The sequence below is a fragment of the Shewanella decolorationis genome (assembly GCF_004354305.1).
GTDB lineage: Bacteria > Pseudomonadota > Gammaproteobacteria > Enterobacterales > Shewanellaceae > Shewanella > Shewanella decolorationis.
Genome location: NZ_CP037898.1, coordinates 3,784,824 through 3,801,873, shown reverse-complemented (window position 1 = coordinate 3,801,873; position 17,050 = coordinate 3,784,824). Strand labels below are relative to the sequence as shown.

Sequence of the window (17,050 nt, the reverse complement as noted above, 5' to 3'; positions counted from 1 at the left end):
TCCTAGTGCTGATGGCCGCTGCTTAAACGCATTAAGCTGCCCTTGAGGCTGGCCTCGGAGTCGAGTAGGAATTGTCCCGATGTCACCACGCGCTCACCTTCGTTCAGGCCCGAGACTATTTCGGCCTTACCTTGGCTCATCATGCCGACCGTCACGGCCTTAGCGGTGAAGCTGTCGTCGGCCTGTTTAACTATCACGCGGTTTTCTTTACCCGTTTGGATCAGGGCTTCCTGCGGGATCACTAACACATCTTTATTCGGGCCGCCGAAGAGCGAGACCTTGGCGAGTGTCTTAGGTCTTAGGGAAATGTCGGTATTATTCAGCACCACGCGCACTCTTAAGCTGCGGGTGACGGGGTCCAGCTCGGGATAGATATAGTCAATCGTGCCTTCGATACCGCTGATATTCATCGCGGGGACTGAGACTTCGGCCTTTTGACCCAGGGCAATCCAGCTTTGCTCATTTTCAAACACGTCGGCAATCACCCACACTTTAGAGAGGTCGACAACCGACATCACCTCGGTTGACGGTTGGATATACATGCCATCACGCACATCGAGTGCTTTGACTATGCCATCTTGCTGGGCATAAAAAGGCACCCGGTATTGGGTTTTGCGTGAGTCTGCAAGCTGTTGGATTTGTTTTTCATTCATACCAAGCAGCGATAAACGCAGCCCGGCTTTGCGGACTAGATCCTGATAACGGCTACTGTTACCCGCAGATTTGGCGGTATCGAGTGCTAACAGATAATCATCCTGGGCGTTAATCAGATCGGGTGAATAGATCTCGTATAGTAACTGGCCTTTTTTAACTGAGTCGCCCACCGATTTGATCATCAGCTTCTCAATCCAGCCAGTCACACGGGCATGCACATGGTTGATCTGACTCTCGTCGTAGTCAATTTGGCCGACGGTTTCGACAAACTTCCACAGGGTATCGCGTTTTGCCTCTGCCACTTTCAGTGCAAGCGCCTGTTGCATGCTGCCAGAGACATTAATATTGATTTCCTGAGTATTGCCGCCGGTTTCAACCTTTTCTAAATTCATGCCGCAGATAGGGCAAGTGCCGGGCACATCACTAATAATGTGGGCGTGCATGGGGCAGACATATTTAATGGTTGCACCCGAGCTTTGCCTTTTAACTAAGCTATTCGCTTTGGGGGTTGGTGTATCAAAGACTTGCGCCGCATTTTGGCTTGCTGCTTGATGCTCTGCATGTTGTGCGGCAGTACTGGCTTCTTCCTCTTCTTCTTTTTCAACGAGGAACATATTGCACTTAGGGCAACGACCGGGTTCGTGGCTTTCGACCTCGGGGTGCATAGGGCAAGTGTAGGTTTTGACTTGATTTGCACTATGAGTATCGTGCGCATGCTCTTGGCCTGTCTCTGCTTGAGTGGCAGGATTAACGAGCTGGGCCTGGGTTAACCAAGGCGTACCCATAAGTAAACTACTGAGTATCAATACTGCCTTAGGGCCTGGCTTTTTTACTTTATGAAATTGGTTCATATGCCTCATCTCCAGCCTAGCTTAGTGGTGCGCGTGATCTTTGTGCATTGCACCGTCAGCCATTTTTTCTGTCGTCGCTTTTGGCTCTAAGTTCATGCCACATTTAGGGCAAGTATCGCCTTTGTTGCCTGTCACTTCGGGGTGCATAGGGCAAACATAGGCTTGGGCTTGTTCCTGTGGCGCTGCATTGTTGTGGTGATGCTCATGGGGTGTTGCCGTAGCAAACACACTGGTGCTGGTCATTAAAAATGCAACTAAGGCAAGATTAGTTAAGGTTTTCATATTGTTCACTCCATCGGGTTTTACAGCCGAATATGAGTGCATAAAACGTGACTGCGAGATTCCGGCGCTTTAAGGCGCGAGAAAGGGTCGACACAGTGGCCTGTGTGCTCAGTACAACGCTTTTGCTTTACTCTGGGTGCTAAGATGTTGGCGCACCACAATAAACGGCGAAATAAATTGTTTTTTAGCTTGGTTTGCCCTGAAAAAAGGGCGCAATGAGGCTAGGCTATCGGCGGTTTGAAGGCCGAAGACAAAGAGATAGAGTGGAAATGAGGCATAGGAGTGGCCACTGGGGTATCGCTCAGACTCACACTCGGCCAGAGGTGTGGGCTGAAAAGAGTGCCAGCAACTGAAATCGTTAAACAATGTCCACAGTCGTTGAGACAGGATGTGGTGCCATCACAGCAGTGCTTTGCGCCGGGAAGCATTTGATCGTTACAGCAATCTGTATTGGCCATTGTACTTGAGTCAGAGTGGTTCTCTGTGTTCATTTGCATCATAGCTGCATGATCCATTCCTTGGCTGGAAGGATGATGAACCATAGCGCCCATCTCCATAGAGCGCATCACCATGGCGTGACCATTAGACACGACACTTTGCCCGACGAGTGCGAGTAAAGTGAATATGACTAATAGATAACGACTAAGTGCCTGATGCATATATATTCCAAATAATGAACGGCTCGATTCTAGCATAGGGGCATTAAGCTGCAATGCGTTAACTCACATTTCAGTTAATGCCCCAGCTTGCAAACTCCTAAGGTTTATTATTTAGAAGGGTGACTTACCAGCATATCCGCCATTAATTGGCTGTGGTTTTGCAGGGGGAGTTGACGCGGTTCGGCGCCATCTTCGCTTAACTGAATGCTAGGGTTTTTGATAAAACGCCTTGCATCGGCTTCGCTGACTAATTTAGTTGGGGTGTTGATTTGGTAATTAGACTGCGGTGCGACATCTAAAGTGAAGAATAAAGGCTCTGATTTGACCCAAGTGCCGCTATCATCGGCGCGATAGCTAAACAGATCCTGATATTTAACTTCAACCAGCACTTTACCCTCTGGCAATTGCACAGGTTTAAAGGCTTTAGTGGCTTGGCCATTAATACTGACCACATTAAGGGTATCAGTACCTTTTAGGGTTGCCGCAGTTGCGGTTACGCTAATCGCCATAGTGCTCATGATTAACGTCGCGCCAACGAAAGCTTTATTTAATAAAGTGGTTTTCATAATAAACTCCAAAAATTTGCTATACCGCGAGGGTGTGCAATCGTAGTGACACAGTCGCAGAATATTGAATCGATTTAGTCGTTAAAAAAGATCGGTTACAGCAGATTGGAGTTGGGAGGTGGCGTGGCTAACCCGAGATCAACGGTTTGAATCGCCCAACTTTGCACCGTAATACGCTTACTTGCATGACCCATCGAGGCGAGTTGCGGTTGTGAAGCTGTTAGATACAGTTGTGCAAGGCAATGGGTTTTACAGTGATTAGTGAGAGAGTCTTGGCAATGCAGCATGCATTCGTCTGAAGCACAATAGGGCATAGTACACTTCATCTTGCCATCGACCATTTGCATGCTGGTGGCATCGTGGAAATCATTTATTGCTGAAGTTGGCATAGCATTCACCATCGCTGATTGGGCGATAAGTGAAAATAACAGCGCTACGATGATCCAAAACTTGGCCATAAATAACCCTTACGAATATGCACACCTTAAAAGACCTCTAAAGTGAATAAAAAGTTTCACCCCATGTTTGCTTTTTATCTGCTGCGTTTACATATCAAAAATTAAATGTAGCCTCGATCACATTTTTGTATTCTAAAAATGATTTCATTGGCTTAGCTTCTTAAGGTGGTACTTAATCATTTACCGCTTAGCATAATGATTAATGTATTAGTGATAGTTGAAGTACCTTGAAGCCCTGCTAAGCTGGATTGTGCGGGTTGTCGTATTCAGAGTTAGACCTAAGTCTCATTTTGCGCTTTAAAGTTTAAATTAATCGGCATTTTTAGGCTTAAAATCAAATTTCTAATAAATGAAAAAACATAAAATAGTCTTATAAAAACTAATTTTGACAATATTTTTGGAGATAGAGTGATGAACTGGCGTGCACTATTTAAACCAAGCGCAAAATATTCCATCCTGGCGCTGATCGTCGTCGGTATTGTTATCGGTGTTGTCGGCTATTTTGCAACCCAACAAACCTTACATGCGACAAGCGAAGACGCATTCTGTATGAGCTGCCATAGCAACCACTCATTGAAAGATGAAGTGTTAGCTTCTGCCCATGGCGGTGGCCGTGCTGGTGTGACTGTACAATGTCAAGACTGCCACTTACCACATGCTCCAGTGGATTACTTGATCAAGAAAATCATCGTATCTAAAGACTTATATGGTTTCTTAACTATCGATGGCTTTAACACTCAAGCTTGGTTAGACGAAAACCGTAAAGAGCAAGCTGACAAAGCATTAGCTTACTTCCGTGGTAACGACTCTGCTAACTGTCAACATTGCCATACTCGTATTTATGAAAATCAACCTGAAACTATGAAGCCAATGGCTGTGAGAATGCACACCAACAACTTCAAGAAAGATCCTGAAGCAAGAAAGACCTGTGTGGACTGCCACAAAGGTGTTGCTCACCCCTATCCAAAAGGATAAGGTTTAGCGCTTCAATTGATTGATATTAAAATAAAAAGCCCTCTTACGAGGGCTTTTTGCTTCCTAACCTTATAAGTCTTGGCTATTGATTAATGCCACTCTGCGGGACAAGGCGCTTAACGCAATGTGATGCACCATTTGCGTGGGAGCTGTGCAGGCATCGGCAATCACTTGTACTGAATAGGCTTGTGCAGCGGGTGATAGCGCCGTATGGGTCACGCAGTTTTGCGTCATGATGCCGCATAAAAGTAAATGCTTGATCTGCATATCTTGGAGTAAGCGGGCCAGTTCTGTGCCATCGAAACTGTCGGCAAATTGTTTTACCACAAAAGGGGCATTGGGGAGCTCTGCTAAAAGCGCTGGATGGATTTCGACTCCTTGGGTGTTTGGGTTAAAAAAGGGCGCCTCACCCTGAGTCGTATCGGCAATATGCTGCACGAGAATAATAGGTATCGCCTGTTGCTGGGCACGCTGCACTGAGTGCAAGGTGCGCGCTAATGCTTCATCGACTTGCCATTGTGGGTAAGCACCATGGCTAAAGTAGTCATTCTGCACATCAATAATCACTAAGGCGCTGTTCGCTGGGATTTTGCTTAAGCTTGGCATAATTTTCTCCTGTTCGTCTTCTCTTGCAAAAGATGTCTTCGAAGGAGAGTTTGCGGTAGATTCATGCCTATTAAGAGTGGCAGAAATGACATCTATGGTGCTTAAATTGACAAATTTTGCCGAGCCATCCCCATTAAAAGTGGCGATATTAGCCATACCCGGTTGCTTAACTTCTGCCGTGTTTGGTCTAGAAGAGATGTTGCTGGTGGCTAACAAGCTGATGTTAGCTGACGAAAATAATTCGCTAAGCTCAAGTAGTTTTGCAGTGACTCGGTTATCCCTAGAGGAAATGAGTCTCGAAGAGTGTTATCAGTTAGTGATTATCCCGCCAAGCATCGAGACAGAGCTTTATTTCAATGCGGCGCCTTCATTGCGATTATGGCTACAGCAGCAACATGCTCAAGGCGCTATCCTCTGCTCCGCCTGTGCGGGAGCATTTGTGCTGGCCGCCGCGGGGTTACTCGATGGCCGCAAAGCGACAACCCATTGGGGATTAGTGGAAACGTTTGAGACCCAATATCCACAGGTGAAACTCGAGATCGAAAAAATCATGGTCAACGAGGGCGATATCATCACGGCTGCTGGCATGATGTCCTGGCTCGACTTGGGGTTGGAGTTAGTGGCGCAGTTTTGCCATGTGAAAGTCATGCGCCAACTGGGCAAGTACCTTGTTATCGACACTGGCGGGCGTGAACAACGTTATTACCAACAGTTTTTACCTAAGCGAGATCATGGGGATACTGTTATCTTGAATCTGCAAAATCGCCTACAAACCGACTATGGTCAGCCGATGAGTGTTGCGGTTTTGGCACAGCAGTGCTGCATGGGCGAGCGAACTTTTTTGCGACGTTTTGTGAAAGCAACGGGGCATAAGCCTAATGAATACCTGCAAAAACTCAGGATCCAAAAGGCCTGTGACTTACTCGAAAATAGTTCTCTGAGTTTCGAGACCATAGCGCACCAAGTGGGCTATGAGGATGTGAGTGCCTGTCGCAAAGCGTTTACTCGTATTACCGGTTTAACACCGAGTGCATTTCGACAAAGGTTTAGTGCGCTTACGCCTGCGCCAACACCTGTCGACGATAGCTCAATAAACTAAATACGCCGAAGATAAACACTTGAAGATAATCTTGTTTGCGTAGCGTCAGCAGGGTTTTAAACAGCATATGGAAGATGGCGACTTGGAAGCAATGCATCAAACAAGTAATGCCAAGTAAGATATTGAGAATAATGCCGATATTACCTGCAAAAGGCATAACAAGGTTATAAGCCATCATCAACCACGCGATTAGGGTGATGGCTTTACCCATATTGATCAGAAACGACATGCTATTCCTCGGTGTTAGCCGAAGTGTCTTCGGCTTGGTATTGATATAAACGATAGCTAACTTGTCCTGCGGTCTTGTCTTTGAGCGGTTGCCAAGTCGCAGGGACTGCCATTTGAGTTAATTCTGACTCAATCTCCACATAAATTAGCGCACCATCATTAAGCCAAGCTTTGCTATCCAATAGCTGAATGGTTTTTTCTGCCAAGCCTTTACGGAAAGGTGGATCGATAAATACCACATCAAACCCTTGGTCGCAGCCATTTTGCAGCACGACTAAAGTATCGGCGTTGAGTACCTCGGCATTGTCGCACTTGAGGGTATTGAGATTCGCTTTAAGTTGCATGGCGGCAGGACGTTGCAACTCGATAATCTTGGCGTAACTGGCGTAGCGCGAGAGAGACTCAAGCGCCAAGGCGCCGCTGCCTCCGAAGCAGTCGAGCACCCTTGCGTGGGCAATATCATTGGCGAGCCAGTTAAATAGGGTTTCACGGACTCTATCTGTGGTCGGCCGCAGGCCGTCTAAATCGTGGATAGGCAGTTTGCGTGAACGCCATTGCCCGGCAATGATCCGCACTTGGCCACTACCGGCTTTCTTGTTGGCCGTTGGACTCTTGGTCACTTGCTTGTTGTTTGCACGATTATTAGCCAAAGTGCCCCCGTGATTTTGCCTGAAGAAAGAAAGTGGTAGACTATGCCACCTTAATAAAGGCCACTATTTTATATCAAACTCCTAGTAAAAGGTGAGAAGGCTGATAGAGCAGAACTAATTGCCGACTTTTTGGGCGTAATTGCCGCGGTAATCTGGTATAACGGCAGGGTCTTATTTTAAATTCAACACTGAAGTAGAGCGCTGGAATTACACATGGCAAAGAAAGGTTTTTTCTCCTGGTTTCGTAAAGATAAATCACAAGATGAGGTTGTCGAGCAAACCCCAGTCTCTACTCCATCGCAAACCGAGCAAGCCGAAGCATTAGCAAAGCAGCAAGCTGAAGAAGCCCGTTTTGCGGCTGAAAAAGCCGCAGCCGAACAGGCGTTAGCCGACAAATTAGCGACCGAGCAAGCGCAGGCTGAGCAGCTAGCCGCAGAAAAAGCCGAAGCAGAAAGAGTTGCAGCAGAACAAGCCGCAAAAGCTCAAGCAGAAGCAGAAGCGCAGCGTATTGCTGAAGAGCAAGCTGCACGTTTAGCTGAACAACAGGCTGCAGAAGCCGCGCGTTTAGCGGCAGAGCAAGCTCAGTCGGAGCAGTTAGCCGCTGAAAAAGCACAAGCAGAAAAAGCCGAAGCAGAAAGAGTTGCCGCGGAACAAGCCGCAAAAGCTCAAGCGGAAGCCCAGCGTATTGCCGAAGAACAAGCTGCACGTTTAGCCGAACAACAGGTTGCCGAAGCCGCGCGTTTGGCGGCGGAGCAAGCACAGGAAGAACAGTTAGCCGCAGAAAAAGCCGAAGAGGAAAGAGTTGCTGCAGAACAGGCAGCAGCCCAAGCAGAAGCAGAGCGCATTGCCGCTGCGCAGATCCAAGCTGAACAGCCCCTTGAGCAACAACCCGAACCCCAGGCAAAACCCGCCAAAGAAAGCTTCTTCGCGCGCCTAAAACGCGGCCTGATGCGAACCAGCGAAAATATTGGTAGCGGTTTCATCGGGTTATTCCGTGGTAAAAAAATCGATGATGACCTGTTTGAAGAGCTGGAAGAGCAGCTATTAATCGCCGACGTAGGGGTTGAAACCACTTCACGCCTTATCCAGAGCCTGACTGAACATGCGTCCCGCAAGCAATTAAAGGATGCTGAAGCACTCTACGATCTGCTACGTGATGAAATGCAGAAGACGCTCGATCCTGTCGCTATCCCTTTAGTGCCTGAAAATGCTAACGGCCCCTATGTGATTCTTATGGTTGGCGTTAATGGCGTGGGTAAAACTACCACTATCGGTAAACTGGCGAAGCAATACCAGCGCCAAGGTAAGTCTGTGATGTTAGCGGCGGGCGATACCTTCCGCGCAGCAGCCGTCGAGCAATTACAGGTTTGGGGTCAACGCAATAACATTCCCGTGGTGGCTCAGCATACGGGGGCCGACAGTGCTTCGGTACTCTTCGATGCGTTGCAAGCGGCTAAGGCCCGTAAGATTGATATTTTGATTGCCGATACTGCCGGTCGTCTGCAAAACAAATCGCACCTGATGGAAGAGTTAAAGAAAGTGGTGCGGGTGATGAAGAAACTCGACCCAGAGGCACCGCACGAAGTGATGCTGACCTTAGATGCGAGCACGGGCCAAAATGCCATTAGCCAAGCGCAGCTATTCCAAGAGGCTGTGGGCGTTACCGGCATGACCATCAGCAAGCTCGACGGTACCGCTAAGGGCGGCGTGGTGTTTGCGATTGCCGACAAATTTAAAATCCCGCTGCGCTATATTGGCGTAGGTGAGCAAATTGATGATTTGCGTACCTTTAATTCTAAAGAATTTATTGATGCCTTGTTCACTCAAGAGAAAGCGGATAGCTAATTTATGATTGATTTTCAGCAGGTCAGTAAGATTTATCCTGGTGGCCAAATGGCACTGGAAGAGGTGAATTTTCATCTACAAAAAGGTGAAATGGCATTCTTAACCGGCCATTCGGGCGCGGGTAAGAGTACCCTGTTGAAATTAATCACAGTGATCGAGCGCGCAACCACCGGCCGCGTGGCGATTAATGGCCATGATATTGCCAAAATCAGCCCTAAACACGTGCCCTATTTGCGCCGCAATATTGGGATGATTTTCCAAAACCATCATCTATTGATGGACAGAAGTGTATTCGACAACGTCGCCTTACCGTTAGTGATTGAAGGTTTCTCCCACGGCGAGATCCGCAAACGTGTCGCTGGCGCGCTGGATATGGTGGGTTTATATGGCAAAGAGCGCCATAACCCCATCATGTTATCCGGTGGTGAGCAGCAACGTGTCGGTATTGCCCGCGCCATTGTGAATAAACCGCCACTATTGCTGGCCGACGAGCCAACGGGCAACTTAGATCCTAAGTTGTCGATGGATATCTTGCGCTTATTCGAAACCTTTAACGATGCGGGTACTAGTGTGCTTATCGCTACCCACGATTTAGGACTGATCGCGCGGATGAAGTATCGCACTTTCACCCTGAAACAAGGGCGCATGCTCGGCGCACAGGAATTACACCATGGACACGCGACCGCTCGAGGTGATGGGCTATGAGTGATAACGCCAAACTAACGCGCAGCAAGTTACCCATCTCGGGGCGTATTGTGATGTTTTTTATTCGTCATGTGCAGCAAGCCATGGCGAGTATGGGCGAGCTGTGGCGCAGCCCAGTTTCTTCGCTGATGACTATGGCGGTTCTTGGGGTGAGTTTAAGCTTACCTGCGGCGCTGCAAGTGTTAGTTAAAAATGCCGAGACCATTACCAGCTCTTGGAACAGCGCGGCGGAGATTTCACTGTTTATCGATGAAAATCGCAGCGAGCAGACGATCCAAAGCTTGCTGACCCGCATCCGAGCCTATGCCGAAGTGGAAAAGGTGCAGTATATCGACCGCAATCAAGCACTCGAAGAGTTTCAGCGCCTGTCGGGGTTTGGTGAGGCGTTAGCCTATCTCGATAAAAACCCGCTGCCAGCGGTCATTACCGTAACGCCGACCCAGCGTTATTCCACCCCCGTGGGTGCCCGTGAGTTGTTATCTAAGCTGGAGCGCGAGCCTGAAATCAGTTTTGGCCGCTTAGATATCGAATGGCTAGAGCGTCTGCAAGCAGTGGTGCGCTTGCTCGAACGTACCGTGATGGCGATTGCGGCCTTACTGGTGCTCGCCGTGGTGTTGGTAATAGGTAACACCATTCGCTTGGCGATTATGAACCGTCGCACCGAAATTGAAGTGATGAAACTTGTCGGCGCTACAGAGTCCTTTATTCAGCGCCCCTTCCTTTATACCGGCATTTGGTACGGAGTGATTGGCGGCATATTGGCTTGGCTTATCATTAACATATTGGTTTGGTATTTGGATTCTGCCCTAGCCGAACTGCTCGGTTTGTACGGCAGTCAGTTAGAGATGAAGTCTTTGACCTTTACCGAACTGCTACAATTAGTGGGCTTAGCCTCCTTCTTAGGTTGGCTGGGCTCTTACCTTTCGGTACGACAACATTTAAGAGCGATTGAACCCTCTTAATGATCAATCGCTTATCGTTTAAAAATGCGGCTAGATAAGGCAAGCGATGAACTTTTGTTCACTTGCAATGTCTATTCAACGGGGTTAAAAGTAACATCCCAGACGAGCGAAGGTTGACATACTCTGTCAATTAGCCGATAGTTCGTCAGCTCATCCTTAAGGTGTTTTGAGTTAAGCCGCAGGATGAAATCGACTTATATTTGATAAGTAGCAAGAAAGTAGGAGCGCGAATGACCTTTCAAACGCAATCAATGGCACTAACAGTCCCTCAGGGCAGCAGTAGTTTAGAAGCTTATATCCATTCAGTGACTAGCATGACAATGTTAGACGCTGAGACTGAGTATGAGTTAGCCAAGCGTTTGCAGGAAACGGGTGATCTGCAAGCGGCTAAGCAACTGATTATGTCGCACTTACGTTTTGTGGTGCACGTTGCCAAGGGCTATTCAGGTTACGGTCTGCCACAGGCGGATTTGATCCAAGAAGGCAACATCGGTCTGATGAAAGCGGTTAAGCGCTTCGATCCCGATGTGGGTGTCCGTCTAGTGTCTTTTGCTGTGCACTGGATTAAAGCTGAAATTCATGAGTATGTGCTGAAGAACTGGCGCATTGTTAAAGTCGCAACCACCAAAGCACAACGTAAGTTGTTCTTTAATATCCGTAAAGCGAAAACTCGCCTTGGTTGGTTTAGCGATGATGAAGTCGCAATGGTGGCAGAAAACTTAGGTGTATCTAAGGCCGATGTGACTGAGATGGAATCACGTATGGCGGCGCAGGATCCTGCGTTTGACCTGAGCAGTGATAACGATGATGAGCAGGATTTTGCCCCTGTGCATTATCTTGAAGATCATTCGTCGGATTTAGCCGAAAATATCGAAAACGATAACTGGGAATCCAATGCCCAAGGTCGTTTATTATCGGCCATCAAAACCTTAGACGAGCGTAGCCAGCACATTCTGCGTGCCCGTTGGTTAGATGATGATAAAACCACACTGCAGGAATTAGCAGAAACCTATCAAGTCTCGGCTGAGCGCATTCGCCAGTTAGAGAAAAACGCCATGAACAAGCTTAAGGCTTGTATGGAAGCCTAATTAGGCTACGTTTTCTTTCAAGACAAGATATCAAAAACCTGCTTCGGCAGGTTTTTTGTTGTCTAGATTTTACTAATGATGGTGAAAATTAGTTTGTTTATAGCATATTTAACTCTTTCTAAGGTTTTTCGTCGTTATTAACGGAATTGTCCTACAGCATTCTCTAGTGAATCCTTCTTAAAATATGTTTACTTTTGAGCCTCATTCAAAAGTGATTATCGAAGCTTGATATCGATAGTGTTGCTCTCCGCATTATGGGTTTGGCTTTGTCATTTGGTAAGGATGCTTTAGGGAGTTAGATTGAGTCGTTATGGATAAAATCAACAGGGAATTCAAATCTAACATGGCAAAGTTTAATACCCATTTTGCGGTTTTTTCATCAATATGTAGGTCAGATAATTATGGTCACTATGGTTTCCAAATTAGCCCTATCTTCAGAGCCTGGTTGGGGAGTTGCTTTCAGAAATGGGGCCTCGATTGAGGCGTATCAGCAGAGCCTATTTTGGCTATTAAGCAAGGGTATGCCCTGTGATATGAGAGATATTACCCTAAGCGACTTTTTAGGATCGATCGTTGTTGTTTGCCAATTTTCATTGCAAAAGTTGGTTGAATTTCTTGATTTTAATGAAATTCCATACTTCTTAGAGGATGATAGAGTTCGTTGGCTATTGCCGAGTAATATATCAAATATCTATTATATTCAGTGGAAAAAACACACGATAGAATTAAATAATTCAGAGCTTTATGGAGGAAGTATACTAAATTAAAGTTTAAAATTTCATATTTATATTAAATTTTAGTGTGTCATCTCAAAATTTAATCAGTTATTCATAGTAAATAATTTGTTGTTAATTTTGAAAAATTAGCTTCAGACATCTCTATTCTGGCCGATACTTATCATGTGTCCTTAACGCCGGAAGAGGTGCTTTATGAGAAAATTAACATTTTGGGGCAAGCTCTGTAGTGCTGCACTACTCATTGTGGGTTTGAATTCAGTGGTAGCTGCAACAGAGTTTAGTACCCTTACATTTCGAGGTGAGGTGGCAGAACCTAGTTGCTACTCTGATTTATCTTCCATCAGTTGTTATAATCAATCTACACATCAATTCGACACTCAACTAATATCCTTTAATTTTTCCGAAGTATCTTCTCTTGATGGCATTGCCAAAAATATTCCTACTAATTTTAGCCAAATAAACTCACTGGTCTTTAATCAGTTGGATAGAAATGAAGTGATGATTTCATTTTATTATAACTAATAGTAACTTCGTTTAATTATAGGCAGCCATAATATTTAAGGCTGCCTATATAATTGATATTAGTTGATCAGACATTTCCTACAGCAGTGCAAGGTTAGTCCTATGGGGACTGCTGGATATTATTGCTATTGTATACGCAGGTTTAATAAGTAAACCCATTGTATCATTAACAATTTTATGGGATCGAATTTCTGATGAAAAAATTAACTCTTTCTGCACTAGTTTTAACTGCTTTATTTGGCGCTAATGCTCACGCAAATAATACTATTACTTTCTTAGGTGAAGTTTCTGATCAAACTTGCGAAGTTGCTATCAATGGTGCAACTGCTAATCCAACGGTATTATTACCAACAGTTTCAACTGCTGATTTAGCTGCCGCTGGCTCTGTTGCTGGTGAAACACCATTCACTCTGTCTGTAAGTGGTTGTACTATCAATGCTACTCAAGCTCTTCCAATTAAAACTGTTTTCGTTGGTAACAGCGTTACTGCAGCTGGTAACTTAGGTAACACAGGTACTGCAACAAACGTATCGCTACAAATTTTAGATGCTGTTGGTGGTAATGCTGTTGATTTGACTGGTGTTGCAACAGTTGATGGCTTGAATGTAGCCGCTGGTGATAGCACTGCATCACATGACTTTGCTGTTCAATATTATGCTGAAGGTGCAGCAACAGCAGGTACCGTAGTTAGTTCTGTTCAATACGCGATTTCTTACCTGTAATTAAAGCCAAATTCTGCTCTTGCTCACTCAGCTCTCTGAGTGAGCACTCCGGTTTTGTGGAAATAATATGTCAATTCTTCCTTTATCTGTGCGCTTATCAGTTCTAATTTCATTGCTAATTATTGTTTTCCCATCGAGTGCAAGTGTTGTGATGACCAATACTCGAGTAATTTATCCCAGTGATGCTAAAGAGCGTAGTGTTCAGTTAAAAAATAATGATAGTTTTCCAAACGTAGTTCAGGTTTGGACAGATATTAATAATTCTGAGTCTACTCCTGAAAATGCAGATGGTCCATTTTTAGCTTTGCCAGCGATCTTCAGAATAGAGCCTAATCGAGGACAGTTGTTCCGCTTAATATATAGTGGTGGAGAACTGCCTAAAGATAGAGAGAGCTTGTTTTATCTTAACTTTCTACAAATTCCCCCATTATCTAAAGATAATGCCGGTGAAAACCAGATGTTAGTTATGCTGAAAAACAGAGTTAAGATTTTTTATAGGCCAGTCGAGATTAAATCTAATCCTGAAAATGTTGGAAGAGAAATTAGCTTTAACGTAAATAAAATAAATGGTGGTATTGAGGTTGATGTTATTAATAAATCACCTTTTTACGCTTCATTTGTTGACGTGAAACTTATCTCTGGTAATCAAGAGCTTAAAGTTCCTGTTGATATGGTTGAGCCAAAAGGGAATAAGCTTATTAAGGTGTATAATCAACAGTTTGTTTCTATTCATCCAATGAAAGTTAAATTCACTATCGTCAATGATTTTGGTGGGTTTATAAAGTATGAATATGAAATAAAATAATAAAATTAAGTGAAATTTCTATTATGAGAAAGTGTATTGCATTGGCCACAAAGTTATCCTTATTGGGCTTGTTTTATTGCAATTTTGGTGTTGCGCCTTTATTGATTGCCGACGAGCTTAAAGAGGATGATTTTCAGGAGTTTACTTTCGATGATAGCTTGCTTTTGGGTGGTGGCTACGGAGAGAGCTACCTCGCCCGTTTTAATACGGTAGGACAGGCTACACCAGGGAAATATCAGGTTGATATTTATATTAATGGCACACGTGTAAGTCGGCAAATTGTTGATTTTGTGAAGGAAGGTGAAAATGAAATCTATCCATGTCTTGATGCCAATTTTTGGAAAATATCACCAGTCATTTCTACCTATATCAATCAAGAATTACTAGATAAACAATGTCAAACACCTGAGCTGACTGTGAATGGTGCAACAGCTAAATTCGACGTTGAAAGATTGAAGTTAGACATAACAATTCCCCAAGCTTATATGCAAAAATCCCCTAGAGGATATGTGCATCCTGAATTATGGAACATGGGAGAAACTGCAGGATATATTAGCTATAACACCAACCTTTATCAGACAAATAGCTCGGGTAATGGCGGTGATATGCGTGCATTTTATACTGGGTTTAATTCTGGAGTAAATATTGGTTTATGGCGTCTGAGAAATCAATCTAGCTATAATTACAATGATTATGATAGCAGTTCTAAAGATAATTTTAATTCAATAAGAACTTATGCTATGCGCGCGCTACCTAATATAGAAAGTGAATTACTACTTGGTGATTCATATACCCGAGGTAATGTCTTAGGGAGTTTACCTTTTACTGGGTTTCAGTTACAGACGGATAATCGAATGCTACCCGACTCGCAGAGAGGTTATGCGCCTGTTGTACGAGGGTTAGCTAATTCTACTGCAAAAGTTGTTATTAAACAGAATGGTATTGCAATATACCAAACGACTGTCGCCGCAGGGCCATTTGTGATCAATGACTTATATCCGACGAGTTATGAAGGTGATTTAATTGTAGAAGTCACAGAGGCAGATGGGAAAATTTCTGACTTTACTGTTCCGTTTAGTGCGGTTCCCGGTTCAATTCGGGAAGGTCACTCACAATATGGTTTATCTGCTGGTGAAGTGAATTATTTAGGGTCTGGTAATTACTTTATCGATTTGAATTATGAGTACGGCATTAACAATATGCTGACCCTAAATTCGGGTGGACGTGTTGGTGAAGATTATTATGCACTCAGCCTTGGAACAGTTTTAGGGACTGAGTGGGGAGCCGTTGGTATTACAGCTGTCCACTCTTTTTCTCGGCTCTCGAAGGAAGCTGGCCTTGATGATTGGGAGAATGGTTGGCGTTTAGGCGTTAACTATAGTCGTTCTTTTGAGACGGGGACCTCTGTAGCACTTGCTGGATATCATTATTCAACTGAGTCGTTCCGCGAATTGAATGATGTTTTAGGCGTACGAAAAGTGCTTGAAAGATCGGATATTTTCACGTCTGAGACCTATAAGCAACGAAGCGAGATGAGCTTGAGTATTAACCAAAGCCTTGATGACTACGGCTTTCTGTATGTCAGCGGCTCTAAACGACAATATAGGGATGGTCGAGATGATGATGACCAGCTACAACTCGGGTACTCAGTCAATCTAGGTCAATGGAGTTTAGGGCTGACATTCTCTCGTCAATATTCGAGCCAAGTACCAGTGCAGTATGCTTATAACGATGATTATCTTAACCAGTTAACAGATTTTAACGCTCCACGAACCAAGGAAGATCTGCTGAGTTTGACGATTTCTATCCCCTTGGGGACTAGGCAATCAAACATGTTAAATATGGGAGCCAGCCATTCATCGCGTGGAATGAATAGTTACAACATGGGCGTATCTGGAACTGTGTTGGAAGACCAATCTTGGACGTATGGCGTTAATGCTTCATTACAGAGTGATGATGGTACAAGTAAGAGCCTTGGAGTGAATACACAGAAGCGATTTAGCCAAGCTACGCTTTCAGGCAGTTACTCAATAGCAGATTCTTACCAACAAATGAGTGCAGGAATAAGTGGTGCTGTTGTTGCTCATGCTGGCGGTTTGACATTAAGCCAAAATTTAAGTGACACCTTCGCTATTGTTGAAGCCAAGGGTGCAAATGGGGCAAAAGTGATTAACAGCTGGGGAACTGAAGTTAATTCAGCCGGTTATGCCGTTATACCAACATTGACACCCTATAGAATGAATCGTGTGACGTTGGATTCTGGGAACATGCTTGGTCAATCGGAATTACTCGAGACCCAGCAGCAGATTGCGCCCTATGCCGGTGCGATTGTGAAGTTGAAGTTTGAAACTCGTGAAGGCTATGCCGTGTTGTTTATGACTCAAAAGACTAACGGCGGTGTTATTCCTATTGGTGCTGAAGTGGTCGATGAAAATGGCCAAGTACTGGGTATGGTTGGCCAAGCTGGGATGGCTTATATCCGTGCTCCTGCATCTAATGGGCATTTGAAAGTGACCTGGGGTGAGTTGAGTGAACAAGCTTGTAGTTTCGATTATGCCTTATCAGAAGCAGAGTTATCGTCCGAACTGGTGCGTATGCCTGTAAATTGTCAGTCAAGCATCTAGGAGTGAATAGGA

At 44.9% G+C, this 17,050-nt stretch carries 19 protein-coding genes; 11 read left to right on the top strand and 8 right to left on the bottom strand.

Going from position 1 to position 17,050, the window contains the following annotated elements:
• Positions 1–2: 2 nt before the first annotated feature.
• From EYR25_RS16985 to EYR25_RS16965, 5 genes are all read right to left on the bottom strand, one after another.
• A complete protein-coding gene (locus EYR25_RS16985) occupies positions 3–1,505 on the bottom strand; it encodes an efflux RND transporter periplasmic adaptor subunit (protein WP_133181655.1) in 1,503 nt (500 codons plus the stop codon).
• A 21-nt stretch (positions 1,506–1,526) separates the two neighbouring features.
• A complete protein-coding gene (locus tag EYR25_RS16980; RefSeq protein WP_133181653.1) occupies positions 1,527–1,787 on the bottom strand; it encodes a heavy metal-binding domain-containing protein in 261 nt (86 codons plus the stop codon).
• Positions 1,788–2,008: 221 nt separating this feature from the next.
• Positions 2,009–2,446 (bottom strand): hypothetical protein, encoded by a 438-nt coding sequence (locus EYR25_RS16975; RefSeq protein ID WP_133181650.1) that lies wholly within the window; start codon positions 2,444–2,446, stop codon positions 2,009–2,011.
• 107 nt (positions 2,447–2,553) lie between these two features.
• The gene (locus EYR25_RS16970) at positions 2,554–3,012 is read right to left on the bottom strand and encodes a DUF2057 family protein (protein ID WP_133181648.1); all 459 of its coding nucleotides are present in this window, start codon (positions 3,010–3,012) and stop codon (positions 2,554–2,556) included.
• A 95-nt stretch (positions 3,013–3,107) separates the two neighbouring features.
• Entirely contained in the window at positions 3,108–3,470 is a 363-nt protein-coding gene (locus tag EYR25_RS16965) for a hypothetical protein (protein WP_133181646.1), read from the bottom strand.
• A gap of 411 nt (positions 3,471–3,881) precedes the next feature.
• On the opposite strand from EYR25_RS16965, the gene cymA reads away from it, so the two are divergent.
• Complete coding sequence (gene cymA / locus EYR25_RS16960; RefSeq protein WP_133181644.1) at positions 3,882–4,445, top strand: NapC/NirT family cytochrome c CymA; 564 nt, start codon at positions 3,882–3,884, stop codon at positions 4,443–4,445.
• Positions 4,446–4,514: 69 nt separating this feature from the next.
• On the opposite strand, the gene EYR25_RS16955 is transcribed toward cymA, so the two are convergent.
• Positions 4,515–5,051 (bottom strand): cysteine hydrolase family protein, encoded by a 537-nt coding sequence (locus tag EYR25_RS16955; protein ID WP_133181642.1) that lies wholly within the window; start codon positions 5,049–5,051, stop codon positions 4,515–4,517.
• Positions 5,052–5,148: 97 nt separating this feature from the next.
• On the opposite strand from EYR25_RS16955, the gene EYR25_RS16950 reads away from it, so the two are divergent.
• Entirely contained in the window at positions 5,149–6,150 is a 1,002-nt protein-coding gene (locus EYR25_RS16950; RefSeq protein ID WP_243729975.1) for a GlxA family transcriptional regulator, read from the top strand.
• Here EYR25_RS16950 and EYR25_RS16945 read toward each other — a convergent pair.
• Positions 6,107–6,379: a DUF1145 domain-containing protein gene (locus EYR25_RS16945; protein ID WP_133181637.1), complete on the bottom strand. Its 273-nt coding sequence runs from the start codon at positions 6,377–6,379 to the stop codon at positions 6,107–6,109. The two genes, EYR25_RS16950 and EYR25_RS16945, sit on opposite strands and share 44 nt — an antisense overlap.
• Before the next feature lies 1 nt (position 6,380).
• Complete coding sequence (gene rsmD, locus EYR25_RS16940; RefSeq protein ID WP_133181635.1) at positions 6,381–7,028, bottom strand: 16S rRNA (guanine(966)-N(2))-methyltransferase RsmD; 648 nt, start codon at positions 7,026–7,028, stop codon at positions 6,381–6,383.
• Positions 7,029–7,241: 213 nt separating this feature from the next.
• Between rsmD and ftsY the strand changes: the two genes are divergently transcribed.
• The 9 genes from ftsY (at position 7,242) to EYR25_RS16895 (ending at position 17,038) form a co-directional block, all read left to right on the top strand.
• The gene (gene ftsY, locus EYR25_RS16935; RefSeq protein WP_133181633.1) at positions 7,242–8,873 is read left to right on the top strand and encodes a signal recognition particle-docking protein FtsY; all 1,632 of its coding nucleotides are present in this window, start codon (positions 7,242–7,244) and stop codon (positions 8,871–8,873) included.
• Between the two features lie 3 nt (positions 8,874–8,876).
• Complete coding sequence (ftsE, locus tag EYR25_RS16930) at positions 8,877–9,578, top strand: cell division ATP-binding protein FtsE (protein ID WP_011718689.1); 702 nt, start codon at positions 8,877–8,879, stop codon at positions 9,576–9,578.
• Entirely contained in the window at positions 9,575–10,540 is a 966-nt protein-coding gene (ftsX, locus tag EYR25_RS16925; protein ID WP_037426641.1) for a permease-like cell division protein FtsX, read from the top strand. Before ftsE ends, ftsX begins: the two co-directional genes overlap by 4 nt.
• Positions 10,541–10,770: 230 nt before the next feature.
• Positions 10,771–11,628 carry an RNA polymerase sigma factor RpoH gene (rpoH, locus tag EYR25_RS16920; RefSeq protein WP_011624492.1) on the top strand — a complete coding sequence of 286 codons (858 nt, stop codon included), beginning with the start codon at positions 10,771–10,773 and terminating at the stop codon, positions 11,626–11,628.
• Positions 11,629–12,029: 401 nt separating this feature from the next.
• Entirely contained in the window at positions 12,030–12,395 is a 366-nt protein-coding gene (locus tag EYR25_RS16915) for a hypothetical protein (RefSeq protein ID WP_023266424.1), read from the top strand.
• Between the two features lie 162 nt (positions 12,396–12,557).
• Positions 12,558–12,887, top strand: a complete 330-nt coding sequence (locus EYR25_RS16910) for a hypothetical protein (RefSeq protein ID WP_133181631.1) — start codon at positions 12,558–12,560, stop codon at positions 12,885–12,887.
• Between the two features lie 194 nt (positions 12,888–13,081).
• Complete coding sequence (locus tag EYR25_RS16905) at positions 13,082–13,609, top strand: fimbrial protein (RefSeq protein ID WP_023266422.1); 528 nt, start codon at positions 13,082–13,084, stop codon at positions 13,607–13,609.
• Positions 13,610–13,676: 67 nt separating this feature from the next.
• A complete protein-coding gene (locus EYR25_RS16900; RefSeq protein ID WP_023266421.1) occupies positions 13,677–14,414 on the top strand; it encodes a fimbrial biogenesis chaperone in 738 nt (245 codons plus the stop codon).
• A gap of 41 nt (positions 14,415–14,455) precedes the next feature.
• Positions 14,456–17,038, top strand: coding sequence for a fimbria/pilus outer membrane usher protein (locus tag EYR25_RS16895; RefSeq protein WP_243729904.1), 2,583 nt, complete (start codon positions 14,456–14,458; stop codon positions 17,036–17,038).
• Positions 17,039–17,050: the final 12 nt, after the last annotated feature.